We start from the raw sequence: 17455 nt of genomic DNA on the forward strand, positions 1-17455 counted from the left end.
CAAAACCTGTAAAATAATCAATACCTATAAATATGAGTTTTTTAGCCAAATTAGAATTAGACAATGAAGTGTTTAATGTTTTAGAATTTGATGTCACTTTCAATCAAAGCGTAGATAATAACGGAAAACCTGCCAACAAAGTAAAAGGCGGTCAAGTTAGGATTGTTGTCGAGAGCACACACACCGATTTATTTTCAGATTGGATGGTTTCGCACACCAGCACTAAAGATGGTAAAGTTATTTTTTATCGTCGTGATGCTATGAGTACCATGAAAAATGTAATTTTTAAAAAAGCCTATTGCATTTCTTTCCAGAAGCGTTTTAGAAGCGAAGGAACAGTTCCTATGACCACAGAAATTTTAATTACATCCAATGAAATAAAAGTTGGTAATACCTTATTTGAAAACAATTGGAAAAATTCTTAAAGCACAATCAACATGGCTCTTCAAACAGTAACGACTATAAAAATTGGTGAAACCACCATTACCAATTTCAGTAAATTAAAAATTATTCAAAAAATACACGATCATCACAGCTTTTCGATCGCAGTAAGACAAGATCTGCTGGTAGAAGAATTTAAAAGTGTCATGCCGGCTTCGCAGCGATTATATGGCGAAAAGATAAGCATAGAAATAAAGCCGCTTCCTGGTCTGGATGATCTTATGATTGATGCAAATCCTAACCATTATATCATGCAGTTTTATGGAGTTGTAACCAATGTAAGAATACAAAAATCCAGAAACAAAGACATGGAAAAAATCATGTTGATAAAAGGAAACAGTACATCGATACTTTTAGATGGCGCAAAAGAGTGTAATTCGTTTACCAATATGTCAATGGCAGATATTGTCAATAAAGTAAAAACAGGTTACGATATAGATATGGAAGTTATTCCTTTATATGAAAACAATCTGGCTTATACTGTGCAATATAACGAAAGCGATTTTGATTTCCTGAATCGTCTGGCTATGCAAAACGGAGAATGGTTTTACAGTAACGGACGAAAAATAACTTTTGGCGATGCAGGCGGACCATTACAGCCTAAATTAATCTATGGAATTAACATGCATGATTTTAGTTATGAGATGAAAGTGCTGCCCACACAGTTTAAAACCATAGAAAATGACAACAGAGCTGGAGAATATTACACAGATAATACGCTTGATTACAGAAATGAAGTTGAAGGGTTTCATCAAAACTTCATCAACAAATCCAATCAGGTTTTTACCAAAGAGACGGTCTTGCAGCTCAATCAAAATTCGGCAGGGGCAAACGGAAGAAGTTCTGTAGAAAAATATACGAAAAATAAAATGCGATTTGTAATGAGCGGTTTGATGCAGGTAAAAGCAGCAAGCGAAGTTCCCGGCATTACAATAGGAAACGATGTGTTGATACAAGGTTTAGACAAACAGCTCGAAAGCAGTTACCGAGTGACCAAACTAACGCATATTTGTGATGACGGAGGTGGATATCATAACCATTTTACAGCCGTAAATCTTGCAGGCTCTACATTCTCACCCAAAACAAATCCTGATTTAATTGCAAAGTGCAAAAGCCAGACCGCAGTGGTAACGGCAAACGCAGATCCAGAAGGACTCAGTGGGATAAAAGTACAAATGCCATGGCAGCAAGCAAAAGGCGAAACAACTCCTTATATACCATTAGTGCAATATTATGGAGGCGATGCCAGAGGTTCTCACATTATACCCGAAATAGGCGATACCGTTTTTGTAGACTTTCAAGGTGGCAATGCCGAGCTGCCTATTGTAACAGGAACCATGACCAGCAGAAAAGAGAAAAGCGGTTACAGTACGCCCAATAATGATATAAAGGCAGTAATGCACAGTCGAAGCGGAAACAGAATTATTACTGATGATGCTACAGGCGACATAAAAATAGAAAGCCAAAAAGGCGAAACAATAGCCGTGATTCATGGAGACGGAAACATTAGGTTTAAAGCTCCAAAAAATATAGAACTTGAAGCAGGGGAAGATATTATCATGAAAGCGGGAAGAGACATAAAAGCAGATGCTAAAGAAAATATTGAGATTGAAGCAGGAAATAATATAAATCAGGAAGCAGGAAATGATATTGGTATAATAGCACAGGGTGATATTAATGAATTTGGAGACAATAAAACTGAAAATATAACTGAAAACTATAAACGAAGTTCTCATGAATCAACTCAGTTTGCCGATGAGGTTAAAATTTTTAGTACTCAGGAAAACATGTTGTTAGAAAGTTCTCAAAAAACAGTAGAAATAAATAGTGCCGAAAAATCTAATCTCTTTTAAAAAATAATTTATGGCTATTAATAAAACAGCTCGAAACCTAAATATAAAAATTAAAAACAGCTATATCTCTTCAGCCAAAACCATTTATGAAGAAAGTGGAAAAATAGTGATTGTTGCTACCAAAGAAAATTTGACTTTGGCATCGAATAAAAGAATAAATATTAGAGGTAATAAATCATAAAAATATGTCGAATATAATATTTGGAGAGCCACGTTTTGCGCCTCCTAAAGAAGATGATAAAGAAGCAAACGATGTTTACATGGGCGTTTTTTTCGATGGAACTTCAAACAATAGAGAAAATATTGAAGGAAGAAGAAAAGATCCCAGCTTAAAAAATAGTTCTGTATCAGATAATGATGGTTCCAATACCAGTTACGGTAATGACAATAGCAATGTCGATCGATTAGAAAAAGCTTATTTGAAAGATAGTGATTCTCATTACTATTCTGTATATGTTGAAGGTATTGGTACCAAAAACCCTAAAAAAAATGATGACGGAACACTCGATTATTACGGTGATTTTACACGCGGACAGGGATACGGTAAAGGCGAAACAGGACTATATGAAAAAGTAGAAAAGGGGTGTTTTGATATTGTTGAGAAACTGCAAGGTAAAAATGAGAAAAATATAAGTACCTTATATCTAGATGTTTTTGGTTTTAGCCGTGGAGCTGCGGCCGCCCGTATTTTTGTTAACGAACTGTATAAAAAGAAAGTTATAAGTGATAAAGAAAGTTACAATTTAGGATACTTAGGCAAAGCTTTTAAAAAATTAGGTTATAATGTTCTGCCACATCGAATAAAAATTAGGTTTTTAGGTATTTATGATACTGTATCATCGTATGGTAATAATGTTTTTGATGATATTAAGGAGGACAAAGTACCATTAAAAATACCTACTGTTGGTTTTACAGTTCATTTAACAGCAGAAGACGAGTTTCGTGAGAATTTCCCACTAACGACCATTGCCAGCGCTGGATCTAATAGTATAGAATTACTACTGCCTGGCTGTCACTCAGATATTGGAGGAGGCTATAAAAATGGTGAAACAGAAATTGTCATACTTACAGAATCTGCGCCCATAATTGAAAAAGAAAAAAAGCATGTACTCGAACAAGGATGGTTCAAGCCTGGGCAGTTAAAAGAATTGCCTCCTTTAGTTCCTTATTATTTAAGAGGGAAACGTGAAAATCTTAGTAATGAATATAGTTTTGTCATTCTTCACTTAATGGCAGAATTTGGAAAACGAAAATTTAAAATTCCATGGAAATACAAAATTCTTGATAAAGATTATATGATTCCAGACGAATTAAAAAAGGTAAAACAAAGAATAGATGATTATGCCTTTAATAATAAGCCTAAATTAAAATTTTACACTAAAGAACAAATAGAGTCAAAACGAAAAAAAGAATGGAAAAACCAAAAAGAAATAGACGATTTTAATACTATGGTTGCCGATTACTACCTATTGCCAGATTTGCGTAATAAATTTTTGCATTGCTCTGCGAATATGGATGGAGTAGGTATGGAACCCCAAATGGATAATCTAAGTAATATTATTAGAAAAAGAGTAATAATATCTGGATAAATATGAAAAAAATAACTAAAGGCATTACGCTCATTATCTTGTTTAATTTCACCTTAATCTCATGTCAAAATACTATGAAAGAAAAACAATATTCTTGGGGTGCGGCAGTATGCACGCCAAAAAATTACCCTGCTGAAATTTTTTCAGGACACTTAATAGTTGGGAACACTCCAAAAAGTGGGTATGTATATATGCCTTTTGATGATGTTATAAATAGCTATAATTTGGGAGACAATGACGGTTCTTCATCAGGCGAAGCAGAAGGAATATCGCCTAAAACTTTAGATATTACTTGGCTTTCTTATACTGAAAATAAAAGCTATTCGGGAATTTTTAAACTCGATTCAGATAAAATAGAATCCCTAATGATCAATGGCAGTAAAAGACCATATTGGAACAAAGAAACTAAAAAAAGTGAAATTTTTATCGACAGGCATTTTGTAATTAATGCAGGCTTGTTTCCTGGAGGTATGGTTGTTTTATATGTATTTAGCCAATCTAATATGACCATTGTAGGGAAATATCAGGCACATGAAGATAATAATGTTAATTGGGAAATGGCGCACCCTTCTATGAAAAACAAAGCAGGGATTAAGGATTATGTTGATTATATGAATGAAGATCTGCCACAAGAAATATTAGACCAGATTAAAAACGGCACAATTCCATTTGGATATTGGGAAACTCTTTTTAGAGAATATAATTTAACTCCTCAAGTTATAGCAGAAGATAAAGTGGAAACAATTCTTATAAATTATATAAATGGAGAATTTGAATCTATCTTCTTGAGTTTGAATGGCAATGTTATGCCTATTAAATCACGCGCTGTTCCTAGAAAAATAAATATTGTCTGGTACGATGTAAACGATAGGCGCATGGAAAGTGATATTTTCTTTGATGAAAAAAAATCCAAAGCCATTTTTGAGAACTTAAAAGACGGAGAAAGTATAAAATTTGTAGTAGAAATAGATAGAAAGACCAAACCAAGAGAAACTAAAGGAATATCCATAAAATTAAAAACAGCATCTAGCGAAGTTGATATGAAAGATGCAATTTTATCACAGGAATCTTTTACAAAACCAAATCCTTATTAATAGAGTATCAGTACAATTTGTAAAAATGCTATGAGAAGAATTTTTCTATTTATGACTTTAGCTGCTTTCTTGAGTTTGATTTCATGTCAAAATACTATGAAAGAGAAACAATATTCTTGGAGTGCGGCAGTATGCACACCAAAAAATTATCCTGCTGAAATTTTTTCAGGACACTTAATAGTTGGGAATACTCCAAAAAGTGGATATGTATATATGCCATTTGATCGAGTTATTAATAGTAATAATCTAGGAAACAATGACGGTTCTTCATCAGGCGAAGCGAGTGGAATATCTCCAAAAACACTCGACATTACATGGTTGTCTTATACTGAAAGCAAAAGCTATTCGGGAATTTTTAAACTCGATTCAGATAAAATAGAATCCCTAATGATTAATGGCAGTAAAAGACCATATTGGAACAAAGAAACTAAAAAAAGTGAAATTTTTATCGACAGGCGTTTTGTAATTAATGCAGGCTTGTTTCCTGGAGGAATGGTTGTTTTATATGTATTTAGCCAATCTAATATGACCATTGTAGGGAAATATCAAGCACATGAAGACAAAACTGTAGATTGGGGAATTGCACATGAAATAATGAAAACCCAAGAAGGAATTGATGAAACAATTAGAGTTAACATTAAAGACCTGCCACAAGAAATATTAGACCAGATTAAAAACGGTACAATTCCATTGGGATATTGGGAAACACTGTTTAGAGAATATAATTTAACTCCTCAAGTTAAGGCAGAAGATAAAGTAGAAACAATTCTTATAAATTATATAAATGGGGAATTTGAATCTATTTTTTTGAGTTTAAACGGAAATATGATGCCTATTAAATCACGCGCTGTTCCTAGAAAAATAAATATTGTCTGGCACGATGTAAACGATAGGCGCATGGAAAGTGATATTTTCTTTGATGAAAAAAAATCCAAAGCAATTTTTGAGAATTTAAAAGACGGAGAAAGTATAAAATTTGTAGTAGAAATAGATAGAAAGACCAAACCAAGAGAAACTAAAGGAATATCCATAAAATTAAAAACAGCATCTAGCGAAGTTGATATGAAAGATGCAATTTTATCACAGGAATCTTTTACAAAACCAAATCCTTATTTATAGAGTATCAGTACAATTTGTAAAAATGCTATGAGAAGAATTTTTCTATTTATGACTTTAGCTGCTTTCTTGAGTTTGATTTCATGTCAAAATACTATGAAAGAGAAACAATATTCTTGGGGTGCGGCAGTATGCACGCCAAAAAATTACTCCGCTGGGCGAAGGAGAACGAGGGGTTAAAGCCAAAGTGACTAAAGCTTGTTTTTTGTCTGCTGAAAGTTTACAGAAATATGCAGGAAAGAAAATGATACTTGAGGTAAATGTATATGGTTTTAGCCGAGGAGCAACAGCTGCTAGGCATTTTCTGCATGTGGCCACCACGCCAGCCGTAACCCATACACCACTGCTTAGCAGTAAGGAAACAGCTCTGCCTCCGTACGGTCTGAAGGGAGTGACCTATGCAAAAACGGATGAAACGGATGCACTGGTAAAAAAGCATGGCTTTTTTGGCGCCTGTCTGGCAGCTCAGGGATTTAATCCTAATGAAATTATTTTCAGATTTGTTGGCTTATACGATACTGTTGCTGCTTATGGAGTTAACCACAGAGGAACGGAAGTTTTTGGTGTCAGCATTATTGATAGCGATACCAAACAGTTAGGATTAGATGCTGTAAAAAAAGCCTCTTTTGTATTGCAGTTTGCGGCGGATGATGAGCATCGCGATAATTTTGATTTAACCAACATTGACAGTGCTGGAATAAACGGCTTAGAAATCACGCTGCCAGGAGTGCATTCTGATATTGGGGGGTGTTATGTAGAAAATGATTCTGAAAGAGTAGATCTTTTTTATGAACCTTATTTTAATCGAGAATGCGAAAAATTTAAACAAATATTGATTGAGGAAGGCTGGTATAGTCCAGATCAATTGCATATTATTCATTCGTATACTAAAGATTTTACCCAAAAAGTACCAGAAGAGTACAATGATAATCCCGTAGGATATTACGGTTTGGTAGGTATAAAAAAAGCAGTTCACAGAACGTATGATAAAGTGTCGCTCAATCGGATGTTTCATTATTCGAAACAATTTGATGTGTTTTATAAAACTTTAAATATAAATGATCATAAGATAAAAGACCCATTTTTAATGGGCGTAGACAAACAGTTAGTGCATTATATCAACACCTGTACGCATGTAAGAAATCAATATGTGAAACGGTTTAATGAAGGTGAAAATGTTCAAAAAGAATATGTAACCGAAGTAAAAAAAATGCATTATATGGATTTTATTCATACAAATGATTTGAAGACACTTAGAAGAGAGTACCTGCATTGGTCTGCCAGTGCAACTAAATTTGGGTTGGGTCCCAGAGTAGGAGGTATAAAAAAAGCAACAGAAAGAACCCGTAACATACAATATGGATAGACTAATAAAAATTGCAACCAGTATAGTTTTCTTACTACTTTTTATTAAAATAATACAATGCCAGATGAAAAAAAACTTACCAGAATTTTATGTTGAGATATGTTCTCCAGATAGCAAATATGACGTAACTCCTATTTACGATACCATAAAAACTTTAGAAGGGGTTTATGCAGGTTTGCCTTATGGGAGCTCTTCTGGAAGATGGGGAGACTCAGGTTCTACTTGGACAGCACAGCACGGCACTCCCAGTGGAGCCGATATTACTTATTATTCCCGCTATGAAGATGTTTTTTATCGTTTAAATGTCGATTTTCCTATAGATATTATTAAGGATTATATGGAAAGAGCTTACGCCAGAATAGATGATGAAAACGGAGAAACACAGGAATACAAAAAACTAGGCAGGGCACACAAATCTTCGAGCGGAAACGCGTACGACAGTTTCAGTGATCTTGTTTTTGGTTTTGCCCCAAAAGGTATGGTCGTAGTATGGCTCAATTTTGGCATTACGCGTATCGAGCTGGGCAGATATCAGGCAGAGATACTATCAGATACAGTAATTATTGAAAAAATAAAGAAAAAATATTTAAAGAAATATGGTTTAACTTCGGAAAGATATGATGAAGCGGCTAAAGAATATTTTCTTGCAGATGCAAGCCCTGAAAAATGGGATAATTATCGCAGTCGCTACCATTGGCGCCCTGTAGTGATTTCAGAAAACTCAAAAACGGAACTTATACAAATTCAAACTTCGTTTTATAATGGCGAAATAGAATGTATGCTTCGCCCGTGGGTTAGTGATCCTGCTTATAAAGAAAGAGCAGTTCCGTCAGAAATTAATGTAGTTTGGATGACAGGCAAAAAAGGCGAAGATAAAAAACAGGCATATCTCTATTTTAATTGGGAAAAAGTCAATGAAGTTTTTAAAAAATCAGGAAGTAAAATCGATTTGCAGGTTAAAATCTCTAAAGAAAACAATATAGAACTTATGTTAAACAATCAGCCCTTTGAAGCAGACAGTATTAGGGTGTTTGATTGGTCACCTAGTATGTTGAGCGGAATGATGTATAAAAATGTGAAGTAGTAAGGATTGATATGACGCCAAATTAAAATTTCAAAATAAAATATAGTTAATAAATATGAAAAAAAGAATATCCATTATAATTAGTTTGTTTCTAAATGTAATATGCTTTGGGCAATCGATTCCTAATCTAAAAGGGGAATATTTTATACAAAATAACAATGCGATGCTTTATATTTTTGATAATAATGAATTTTTAGTGTTAGGTTATGAAACTGCAGTTAAAGGAAAAATTGAAATTAGAGAAAATCAATTGGAATTTAAAAATGATCATAACAATTCTGAATTTTTGCTTTATGGCAGAAAATCTTTGAATAGGCAAATAATATTAAATGAAAATGCATTTAGGTATAATTTATATTTTGCAGACCATGATAACGGAAAAAGCGATATATTATTAAATGAAGTTCAAAAAGAGAAATATAATTATTGCAGTTCATATTGTTATTCTTTTCCACTGAAAAGAAATACAGACAAGGTTTTGTTTAAAACAGATCAAGAGAAAAATTATTTGGCATACTTTAAAATAAATGAAAAATACGATGAATATTTACTGAAATATTTAGTAGCTGATGCTGATATTGATTTTCTAGAAGGAATTTTCAAAATTCAAGGAGGGGAGCTGTTTTTTAATAAAAACGTAATAAAAAAAACTTTAAATCTTACAAAAGAAATAAAATATATAATTGAAAAACTAAATCAAGTTGATTTAGTTTTTAATCAAGAAAAAATATTTTTAGACGAAAATTTCAAAGTAGTGATGAATAAAGAAATTGATTTATCTCAATACTCATTTAATGCATCAAAAAATGAATATATAAAAAGAACATCAGATAAAGAATTAAATGTTTTATACCAATTTACTAAGATAGATTCTGAAGTAAAACCAAATGTTAAATATAAAATTAGTTCGATAGATTTTATAGATACAGTATGTTTAAAAACTCCGAAAACAATTTTAGAAGAAAACGAAGACAGAAAAAGAAAAAATAAAGCAATACCTGTCATGGAGATGGTAGAATAATAATATGACACTTCATTCGATAGCGAGGATTTGTAATCCATGCCCCATAAATATTGGTTTTCTATTTTGAATAAAAACTATATGACTCTTTGTATCCCCCGCTACCGCACGAATCCTTTCGTGTGGCAGCATGCAGGTTGAAGTTTCGTTATCGTCATAAAAAGAGAAAAGCCCCCCGCTACCGCACGAATCCTTTCGTGTGGCAGCATGCAGTTTGAAGTTTCGTTATCGTCAAAAAAAGAGAAAAGCCTTTTGGAAGTGAAATTCTGAAAGGCTTTTTTGTTTTAAACAATAGTAATTCCTGCATTTTTGTATGCTTTCAAAGATTCTTCTTCGGGTGAAACATTGGTTACTAAAACATTAATATCTTTAATTGGACACACAAAATACGATTCTGCAGTTCCTACTTTTTCAATAGAACTTAAGGCGATAACAAAGTTGGAGTTCTGAATCATATTTTTTTTCAGCATAGAATCATCGTATAAAATTCCCGTAATACCTCGTTCATGATGAATACTGCAGATTCCTAAAATGAAGACGTCTGCTCTAAAATTCCTAAAGAAATCTATGGTTTCAATACTCGAAGTTGCAAAAGAAGTTTTGCACATTTTTCCTCCAGCAAAAATCAAATCGATGTTGGGTAAATCCTCAATTAATGCCGCAACAGGAAAACTATTTGTTATAACTGTTAACTTTAAATCATAAGGAAAACTAGCCACTAAAGCCAACGAAGTTGTTCCTCCATCTATAAATACAACCTGTCCGTCTTTTAATAAAGGAAGGGCTTTTTCTGCAATAATCTTTTTATTCTCAAGATCGTGTTTTTCTCTATTTCTAAAGTGAAGCGGAATTGGTGACGGCGCAACTGCACCACCTCGAACTGCTTTTAATAAACCTTGATCAGAAAGCTCTTTTACGTCTCGTCTAATTGTGTCTTCGGATACATTTAAATACTCGCTAAGTTCTTGTAAAGTAACGCGATGCTCTTTTGATAAGTATTCTAAAATTACTTTTTGACGTTCTTCTTTTTTCATCGATTGCAAATTTATATTGCAAAAATAAGTTAAAAATTACAAAGTTTTGCAATTTTTGCATAATTTTACCGCAAAATTAAAACTATGAAAAAGAAAACTATTGCCGTTGACATGGATGGCGTACTTGCCGATATAGAATCACAAATGATTGAACAATTTAATAAAGAATACGGAATGAACCTTTCGAAAGAAGGAATTCAAGGATTAAGTGAAGAAGAAGCTTTTAAAGGAAGAGAGCTTTTACACGGAATTTTAAATAAAGGTAACTTTTTTAGAAGCCTGCCTGTAATGCCGGATGCTGTTGAAAGTTTGCAGAAGCTGCAAGAGAATTTTGAAATTTTTATAGTTTCGGCTGCAACCGAATTCCCAATTTCACTTGCTGAAAAAGTTGCTTGGCTTGGCGAACATTTTCCTTTTATTAAATGGGAAAACATTGTTTTGTGCGGCAGCAAACGAATCATCAATACAGATTATTTGATTGATGATCACAGCAAAAATTTAGATTACTGCATGGGTAAACCTATTATGTTTACGGCATTTCACAATATAAACCAAACGCATCACTTAAGAGTGAACAACTGGAAAGAAGCGGTTACGGTTTTAAACGAAACATTATAAGCTTAAAAGGTTATAATAGTTGTTTTTTGAAGATAAAAGCCTTTCGGAAGAAATTCTGAAAGGCTTTTTATAAAACGGTTCTATTTAGTTTATTTAGGTATCGATATTTTGACCTTAAACCCTTTGTCAGGTTCCGTTTCAAAATTAATAGTTCCTTTAACAGCTAGTATACGGCTTTCAACGTTTTGGAGACCATTTTTAGAAATCTTTGTTTTTTCGCAGCCTTTACCGTTGTCTGTATAGTTTATTAGAATTGATTTTGGATCATTTTCAAATTTTATTACAACCAGACTTGCGTTACTGTGTTTTTTCATATTTACCATTAACTCCTGCAGAACTCGGCTGATGGCGATCTTTTTTACATCATCAATACTTTCCCAGTTTATATTTTCTAAGTTAGTAGCAATGATATTTGTTGCGCTGGTATTATACATCGAAAGCATTTCTTTTATGCTGTTGGTAAAATTAGTTCCAGTATCAATTCGATTATTTTCTTTAGAAATTCCTCTTACACGTCCGTAAATATCATCTAATTTTTGAAGCAGATTTTCTTTGGTACTTTCGGCGGATAAAGGTTGAGACTCCGCAAAAGCAATCACATGAAATACATCATTTGCCAATTCATCGTGTATTTTTTTAGCAATTCGAGTTTCAGTATTATAGGAAGTCTTAAATTCGATAGCTTTATTTTTATTCTTATAATAGCGTATTAAGATGGCTATTAGCAGGACTAGAAAAATAAAAAGAATTACAAATCCAATTCTCAGATAGTTGGCTTTTTGCAGCGCTAATTGGTTTTCTGCTTTTTCTAAACGAAGTGTTGCATTCTCATCTTTTTCCTTTTTAGCATCGTATTTAATTTTGGCGAACTTGTTTTTAAAGTTATTTCGAACTTTAATGATACTGTCGTTTAATGTAAAATACTTTTGTACATATTTGCTGTTTTGAGTACTGTGATTATTAGAAATTAGAATTTGCAATGCTTCTAATCTTTCATCTACACTATTTAGTTTTGTAGCTGCATTATAAGCGGAAAGCGCATTTTCATTTGATTTTTGAATGTCTTTTTTAGCAAAATAATCCGCAAGATGCAGATAACTTTCAATACTTCCGTAAGTATCTTTAAATTCGTTTCTTACATGGAGACCTTCATTCATTAACTGGAATCCTTTTTCATCCATTCCGTTTTTAAAATAAGCATAACCAAGATTGTCTATTATTAAGGATTCTTTAGCAGCAGGATCGCTCTCTTTTAATGTTTTTTTTCTTAAAAGAGGTTCTAGAAGTGTTATTGCTTTGTCATATTTTTTTTGATGAATATACACAACCGCAATATTATTTAAAGCCATTTGTTTTCCAATAGGATCTGCTGAATAACCTTTTACGGCTTTTTTATAGTAAAAAATGGCATCATCATAAAGAGAAAGTTCTTTGTCAGCAATACCTAATAAATTATTTATAGTAGCTATGTATTGTTTGTTTTTTTTAGCATAAGGTAATGCTTCAGTTACTGTTTCCTTACTGCCATAGTAATCTCCATTGGTTTGCTGGATACAGGCTATTTGAATCTGTATATACCCAATATTAGCACTGTCTTTTAATTTCTCATAAAGTTGTTTGGATTTATTAAATTGGTAAAAAGAGGTATTGAAGTTTTGTTTTTCGTAATTTTCAATTGCTTTATTTCGTAAGCTAAGCGCTTCTTTTCGTATTGATTCGGTATTGGTGGTAATGGTCTTTTTTTCTTCACAAGAAAAAAGAAAAAGAAGTATAATAAAATAAAAAAACGGGGACCGCAACATATAAGTTTACTTTCCCCGAAAATAGTAATTTATTAGATACTAAAAATATATTTTTATTATGGTTTTGGCGGCGATGTCGTCCCTGCTCCATCACCAGGACCATCCTCACCATCAGGAGGAAGATCTTCGCCAGGTCCTGCAGCAAAACCATCTTTTTTTTCTGTTTTTTTAGTTGGCTGTGTTTCGTACTCGTCTGGAGTACAAGAAAATATAGTGAACAATAACGCAAAAGCGATAAATAGTATAAGTTTTTTCATTTTGATTTATTTTTAGAAATTAGACATAGGTATGGCCGTCCAGAGTTGATCCAGAATTTTTTAAGGCAATACCAAATAGGTTTTGGGAAGTAAAGAGTGTAGAACAGTAAGACGTTGTTTATACTTCCCGAATAAACTTGGTCTTACAGTTTTTCACGCTGTAATTAGAACTAGTTTTTTAATATTGTTTTAGTCTGCAGACAAAACTTGAACTAATTTCTTGGTGCAAAGTAAAGGCGCTTTGAAGCCTTTACTGGCAAGGGATTCCCAGAATTCCCGCGTATTCCTGAGTTTCCCGAGAATTCCCAGAAAAAAAGTATACAAAGTCTAGTTTAAATTATTAAATGGTATTTAAGTTCAAATAAATCTATAGTATTATAGATGCAAAAAGTCCGATAAAAGTTGGTTTCGAACGATTAAAAAATGCAGAAATAATATAGAGTTGAAGCAAAAATTGAAAATGAGGATAAGAGTTTACTTGTAGAAGTCAAAAATAATGGCATATATAAAATATTTTGGTGAATAATAAAAAGGAGGCATCGAAAGAACATTCCCAAAAGGGAAATCTTTTCTAAATTGTACGTTTATATTTTCTAGAAAAAGGAATCAGAAAATATATCCGAGAAAAAAAAATTAAGGTTGGAAAGAGAGCAATCGCTCAGCTGTTTTCTGCAAGTTTGAACTTTGTGCAGAAGAAATATAAGGCGACATATTTTCTAAAGGAAATCGAAAAGCATTTTGAAGAGTAAAATGCGTAAAAATGTAATTTTTTAAAGGGAAAATAAGGCGTGTAAATGGTTTGTTTTTTGGCATATATGATCTGTTATTTATACTATAAAGATAAGAAAAAATAATCAGTAAACCTAATAAAAACCAGTAAAATAAGTGATTTTTTTTGCTTTTTCAGCGATAAATTTTCTGGTTTTTTCCCTTTTAGCAATTTTATTTTTCAAAGCAGTAAAACTCGTTTTTAGGACGGATCGATTGTCATAAAATTATTTATATTTATAAAATAATAATAGAGATCTTAATTTCTTGTCTATCTCAATTTAAAAACATCTTTTATGAAAAAAATTCTAGTAGTATTAATTGTGTTATGCACGTTTGGTTGTAAAAAATATGTTGTTTCGTTCGAACAACCTACAAATAGTAAACTTGATAACGTAAAGCTGGAAATACTTTTGGATAAAAAGAAAGTTCAAGAAATTAGTTTAAAAGCGGCAAGCGGAATTCCGGGGTATGAAACAGTAGAACTGCCAATCTCAGATGAAGGAAAACATCTGCTTCAGATTAAAGCAAAAGATACAACTTTTAGTTATGAAATAAAGTATCCCGAAGAGCAGTATATTCGCGTAATATCGCACTTAAAAACGGATGGTAAGCTTCATGTTGGAATCTTAAAAAGACAATATAATTTTTAGATTAAATTGATTTATATGACTTTATTGTTTTTTATGAATATGTCGCTCCTCTGGAGCTTTTTATGCATGGAAATAAACTGAGCTATAAATATTTCGCTCCGCTGGAGCTTTCAAAATAAATAAGAAATTCTATAATAGCTTGTATTCGAAAAAAAACGCTTAACGTAATAACATTGATTTATCGAGAGCTAATATTTACGCAAAGTTCACAAAGCAAGGATTATTGCAAAGCTTTGCGAACTTTGTGTTTTCTAAAAATGATTAATTTAAAAATTTGCGATCTTTGCGGTAAGACTATTTATGTAGGTTTACGACAAAAAATCTTTAAACCATAAACCTGAGTTTTTAATGGTTCGTTTCTGAGTATTAAAATCCACATGAATTAATCCAAAGCGGGCATTGTAACCTTCAGCCCATTCGAAGTTATCTGTTAAACTCCAAACAAAGTATCCTTCTACATTTAAGCCTTCTTCTTTTGCTTTTAAGATTTGTTCTAAATGATCTTGAATATAATGCGTTCGTTTAATATCAAAAACTTTTCCGTTGGTTACCGTATCGGCAAAAGCAGCGCCATTTTCGGTAATGATTATTTTTTTAATGCCTTTGTATTCATTGAATTTTTTTAGAACGTGATACAACGCAGGCGGATAAACTTCCCAACCCATTTCGGTCGAAATAACATTTCGTTTATCAGCGCTTACCAATTCAGCTCCAATGTAAGGAATCAATAAAGACGATTTTACAACTTCGCGAGTGTAACATTGAAGACCAATAAAATCAAAATGAAAATCGAGATTATTTAAATCATCTTCCAGGATATAATTATTGAGTTTTTTAAGCACTGGAAGATCTTTTTGCGGATAACCAAGCCCTAAAATAGGCTCAATAAAAGTTCTGTTCAGTAAAGTATCTACACGTTTTGCCGCTTCGATATCTTTAGCATTTTGCGTCGCAGGTTCAATATGTGTGCATGAAAAAGTAGTTCCAATATTTGCGTCAGGAATTGCATTTCGTAATACTTTTGCACCTTTAGCAGTTGCCAGTGTTACATGATGCATGGCTTTTAGGTAATTGGAAATTCCTTTTTTTCCGGGTGCGTGAATACCTAAAAAATATCCAGCTCCGGTAAATACGGAAGGCTCGTTGATAACCATCCAGTTTTTTACACGATCTCCAAAATAATGAGCGCAAACAGCAACATAATCCGAAAACCAAGTAACAGATTCTCGGTTCGTCCAGCCTCCTTTTAATTCTAAAGTATGTGGTAAATCCCAGTGATAAAGCGTAATCCAAGGTTCGATTCCAGATTCAAGCAGCGAATCTATAATTTTATTGTAATAATCAATTCCAGCTTGATTTACAGGATGAACACCGGTGGGCATGATTCTGGGCCACGAAATAGAAAACCTAAAATTAGGAATGTTTAATTCGCGAATTAAATCAATATCAGTTTGGTACGAATTATAGAAATCACAAGCAGTTACGGCATGATGATCGTTTTTTATTTTTCCTTTTTGAGAAGTAAAAACGTCCCAGATAGAAGAACCTTTTCCATCGGCATCATGTGCGCCTTCAATTTGGAAAGCGGCGGTAGAAACACCCCACAAGAAATCCTCACCAAATTGGGTTTTGTTCAAAAATGAGTTTTCAACTTTATTCATTCAATCGGTTTTTCCTTTATTAAAGTCTATTTATTAATGAAGGAAAGAGGACTGCATCGCTCTTAAAAAAAGCCATTCTTTGAATGAAACTAGAAAATTTAGATTAAAGAATTTCATGATATTTAGTTTTAATCAAATTAATAAAACTAATGTGAATTTATTGTAAAGTGATTATTATCAAATGATTAAATAAAACCTGCTGTTTTTTTATTGACTTCTTTTTTAGTTTTTGAAAATGTAACTAAAATGATATTTATGTAAATCATTCTTATAATCATGAAACTTTTTGTAAGTATATACTTTTAATTTAGTCACTATAACTTTAAACGAAAAGTCGACATGAAAAATAGAAAAATAATATTCGTATTAGCCTTAAGCTTTGCAATGTTCGCCGTCTCTTGCAGCAGTGATGATAATGAGGGAGAAACAATAATTCCGATACAAGGAAAATATAACTTAAGCAAAACAGGAAAAATTGTTGGTGGAGAGGAAGTGTTAATTGATGCTCCAGAAAATGCAGCAGGATGTACTAGAGATTATTTAGATCTTAGATTAAGTAATAAAGCGGTTATTGGTGATTATGAAGGTACTGACTGCAGTTTAACAGAAACCAGCGGAACTTACGTACGATCTCATAATGATTTAACGATTACTATTGGTAATTTAAGTACAACCAGCGATATTATGAACCTTACTAATAAGGAACTAAAATTGAAGGATAAAACTACTGGTGAAATAACGGTTTATACCAGATAATTCCACTTATTTTACATAAAAACGGAAATAGCTTTTTAAGATATTTCCGTTTTTTACTTTTATAATAATACCTTCAAATTTACATTTTTGGGAATGTAAATGTATGAGGAAATATTTTTTGGTCTTCTTGCTGCATATTCAAGGCAATTTTATACTAAATTATTCGTTTTAGTATTTAAATTACACCTCTTCGTAATTAAAAAATCCCTTTATTTTTAGCACTTTCAGCGCACAATTAGTGTGTAAACTGTTTACATGTGTAAAAAAAATACACACTTCATTTTTGTGTCCTAATTTGTAACATCTTAAAATTCAGTCAAAAGACATTATGGCACGCGGCTT

Annotated in this window: 16 protein-coding genes; 12 read left to right on the forward strand and 4 right to left on the reverse strand. The window is 32.5% G+C overall.

Going from position 1 to position 17455, the window contains the following annotated elements; all coding sequences use genetic code 11:
• Window positions 1–32 precede the first annotated feature (32 nt).
• The 9 genes from tssD (at window position 33) to B0A81_RS13970 (ending at window position 9564) form a co-directional block, all read left to right on the forward strand.
• Window positions 33–425 carry a type VI secretion system tube protein TssD gene (gene tssD / locus B0A81_RS13935; RefSeq protein ID WP_089058606.1) on the forward strand — a complete coding sequence of 131 codons (393 nt, stop codon included), beginning with the start codon at window positions 33–35 and terminating at the stop codon, window positions 423–425.
• A gap of 12 nt (window positions 426–437) precedes the next feature.
• A complete protein-coding gene (locus B0A81_RS13940) occupies window positions 438–2294 on the forward strand; it encodes a phage baseplate assembly protein V (RefSeq protein ID WP_089058607.1) in 1857 nt (618 codons plus the stop codon).
• 10 nt (window positions 2295–2304) lie between these two features.
• Window positions 2305–2475 carry a hypothetical protein gene (locus B0A81_RS21645; RefSeq protein WP_164974992.1) on the forward strand — a complete coding sequence of 57 codons (171 nt, stop codon included), beginning with the start codon at window positions 2305–2307 and terminating at the stop codon, window positions 2473–2475.
• 4 nt (window positions 2476–2479) lie between these two features.
• Window positions 2480–3883 (forward strand): T6SS phospholipase effector Tle1-like catalytic domain-containing protein, encoded by a 1404-nt coding sequence (locus B0A81_RS13945; RefSeq protein ID WP_089058608.1) that lies wholly within the window; start codon window positions 2480–2482, stop codon window positions 3881–3883.
• Between the two features lie 74 nt (window positions 3884–3957).
• Complete coding sequence (locus B0A81_RS13950; RefSeq protein WP_244281425.1) at window positions 3958–4977, forward strand: DUF2931 family protein; 1020 nt, start codon at window positions 3958–3960, stop codon at window positions 4975–4977.
• A gap of 30 nt (window positions 4978–5007) precedes the next feature.
• On the forward strand, window positions 5008–6096 hold the full coding sequence (locus tag B0A81_RS13955) for a DUF2931 family protein (protein ID WP_089058610.1): 1089 nt from the start codon (window positions 5008–5010) through the stop codon (window positions 6094–6096).
• 241 nt (window positions 6097–6337) lie between these two features.
• Complete coding sequence (locus B0A81_RS13960; RefSeq protein ID WP_089058769.1) at window positions 6338–7459, forward strand: phospholipase effector Tle1 domain-containing protein; 1122 nt, start codon at window positions 6338–6340, stop codon at window positions 7457–7459.
• Between the two features lie 64 nt (window positions 7460–7523).
• Complete coding sequence (locus tag B0A81_RS13965; protein ID WP_244281427.1) at window positions 7524–8543, forward strand: DUF2931 family protein; 1020 nt, start codon at window positions 7524–7526, stop codon at window positions 8541–8543.
• A gap of 55 nt (window positions 8544–8598) precedes the next feature.
• Entirely contained in the window at window positions 8599–9564 is a 966-nt protein-coding gene (locus B0A81_RS13970) for a hypothetical protein (RefSeq protein WP_123922186.1), read from the forward strand.
• A 284-nt stretch (window positions 9565–9848) separates the two neighbouring features.
• On the opposite strand, the gene B0A81_RS13975 is transcribed toward B0A81_RS13970, so the two are convergent.
• A complete protein-coding gene (locus B0A81_RS13975; RefSeq protein ID WP_089058613.1) occupies window positions 9849–10598 on the reverse strand; it encodes a DeoR/GlpR family DNA-binding transcription regulator in 750 nt (249 codons plus the stop codon).
• Between the two features lie 84 nt (window positions 10599–10682).
• On the opposite strand from B0A81_RS13975, the gene B0A81_RS13980 reads away from it, so the two are divergent.
• Window positions 10683–11216, forward strand: a complete 534-nt coding sequence (locus B0A81_RS13980; protein ID WP_089058614.1) for a 5' nucleotidase, NT5C type — start codon at window positions 10683–10685, stop codon at window positions 11214–11216.
• An 89-nt stretch (window positions 11217–11305) separates the two neighbouring features.
• Here B0A81_RS13980 and B0A81_RS13985 read toward each other — a convergent pair whose 3' ends face one another.
• Window positions 11306–13018, reverse strand: coding sequence for a tetratricopeptide repeat-containing sensor histidine kinase (locus B0A81_RS13985; protein ID WP_089058615.1), 1713 nt, complete (start codon window positions 13016–13018; stop codon window positions 11306–11308).
• Window positions 13019–13074: 56 nt separating this feature from the next.
• Window positions 13075–13275, reverse strand: a complete 201-nt coding sequence (locus B0A81_RS13990; protein ID WP_089058616.1) for a hypothetical protein — start codon at window positions 13273–13275, stop codon at window positions 13075–13077.
• A gap of 1064 nt (window positions 13276–14339) precedes the next feature.
• Here B0A81_RS13990 and B0A81_RS14000 point away from each other — a divergent pair.
• Window positions 14340–14696: a hypothetical protein gene (locus tag B0A81_RS14000; RefSeq protein ID WP_089058618.1), complete on the forward strand. Its 357-nt coding sequence runs from the start codon at window positions 14340–14342 to the stop codon at window positions 14694–14696.
• Window positions 14697–15004: 308 nt separating this feature from the next.
• Here B0A81_RS14000 and B0A81_RS14005 read toward each other — a convergent pair whose 3' ends face one another.
• Window positions 15005–16357 (reverse strand): GH1 family beta-glucosidase, encoded by a 1353-nt coding sequence (locus B0A81_RS14005; RefSeq protein WP_089058619.1) that lies wholly within the window; start codon window positions 16355–16357, stop codon window positions 15005–15007.
• A 339-nt stretch (window positions 16358–16696) separates the two neighbouring features.
• Between B0A81_RS14005 and B0A81_RS14010 the strand changes: the two genes are divergently transcribed.
• On the forward strand, window positions 16697–17113 hold the full coding sequence (locus B0A81_RS14010; protein WP_089058620.1) for a lipocalin family protein: 417 nt from the start codon (window positions 16697–16699) through the stop codon (window positions 17111–17113).
• Window positions 17114–17455 lie beyond the last annotated feature (342 nt).

Source organism: Flavobacterium plurextorum (assembly GCF_002217395.1).
Lineage (GTDB): Bacteria > Bacteroidota > Bacteroidia > Flavobacteriales > Flavobacteriaceae > Flavobacterium > Flavobacterium plurextorum.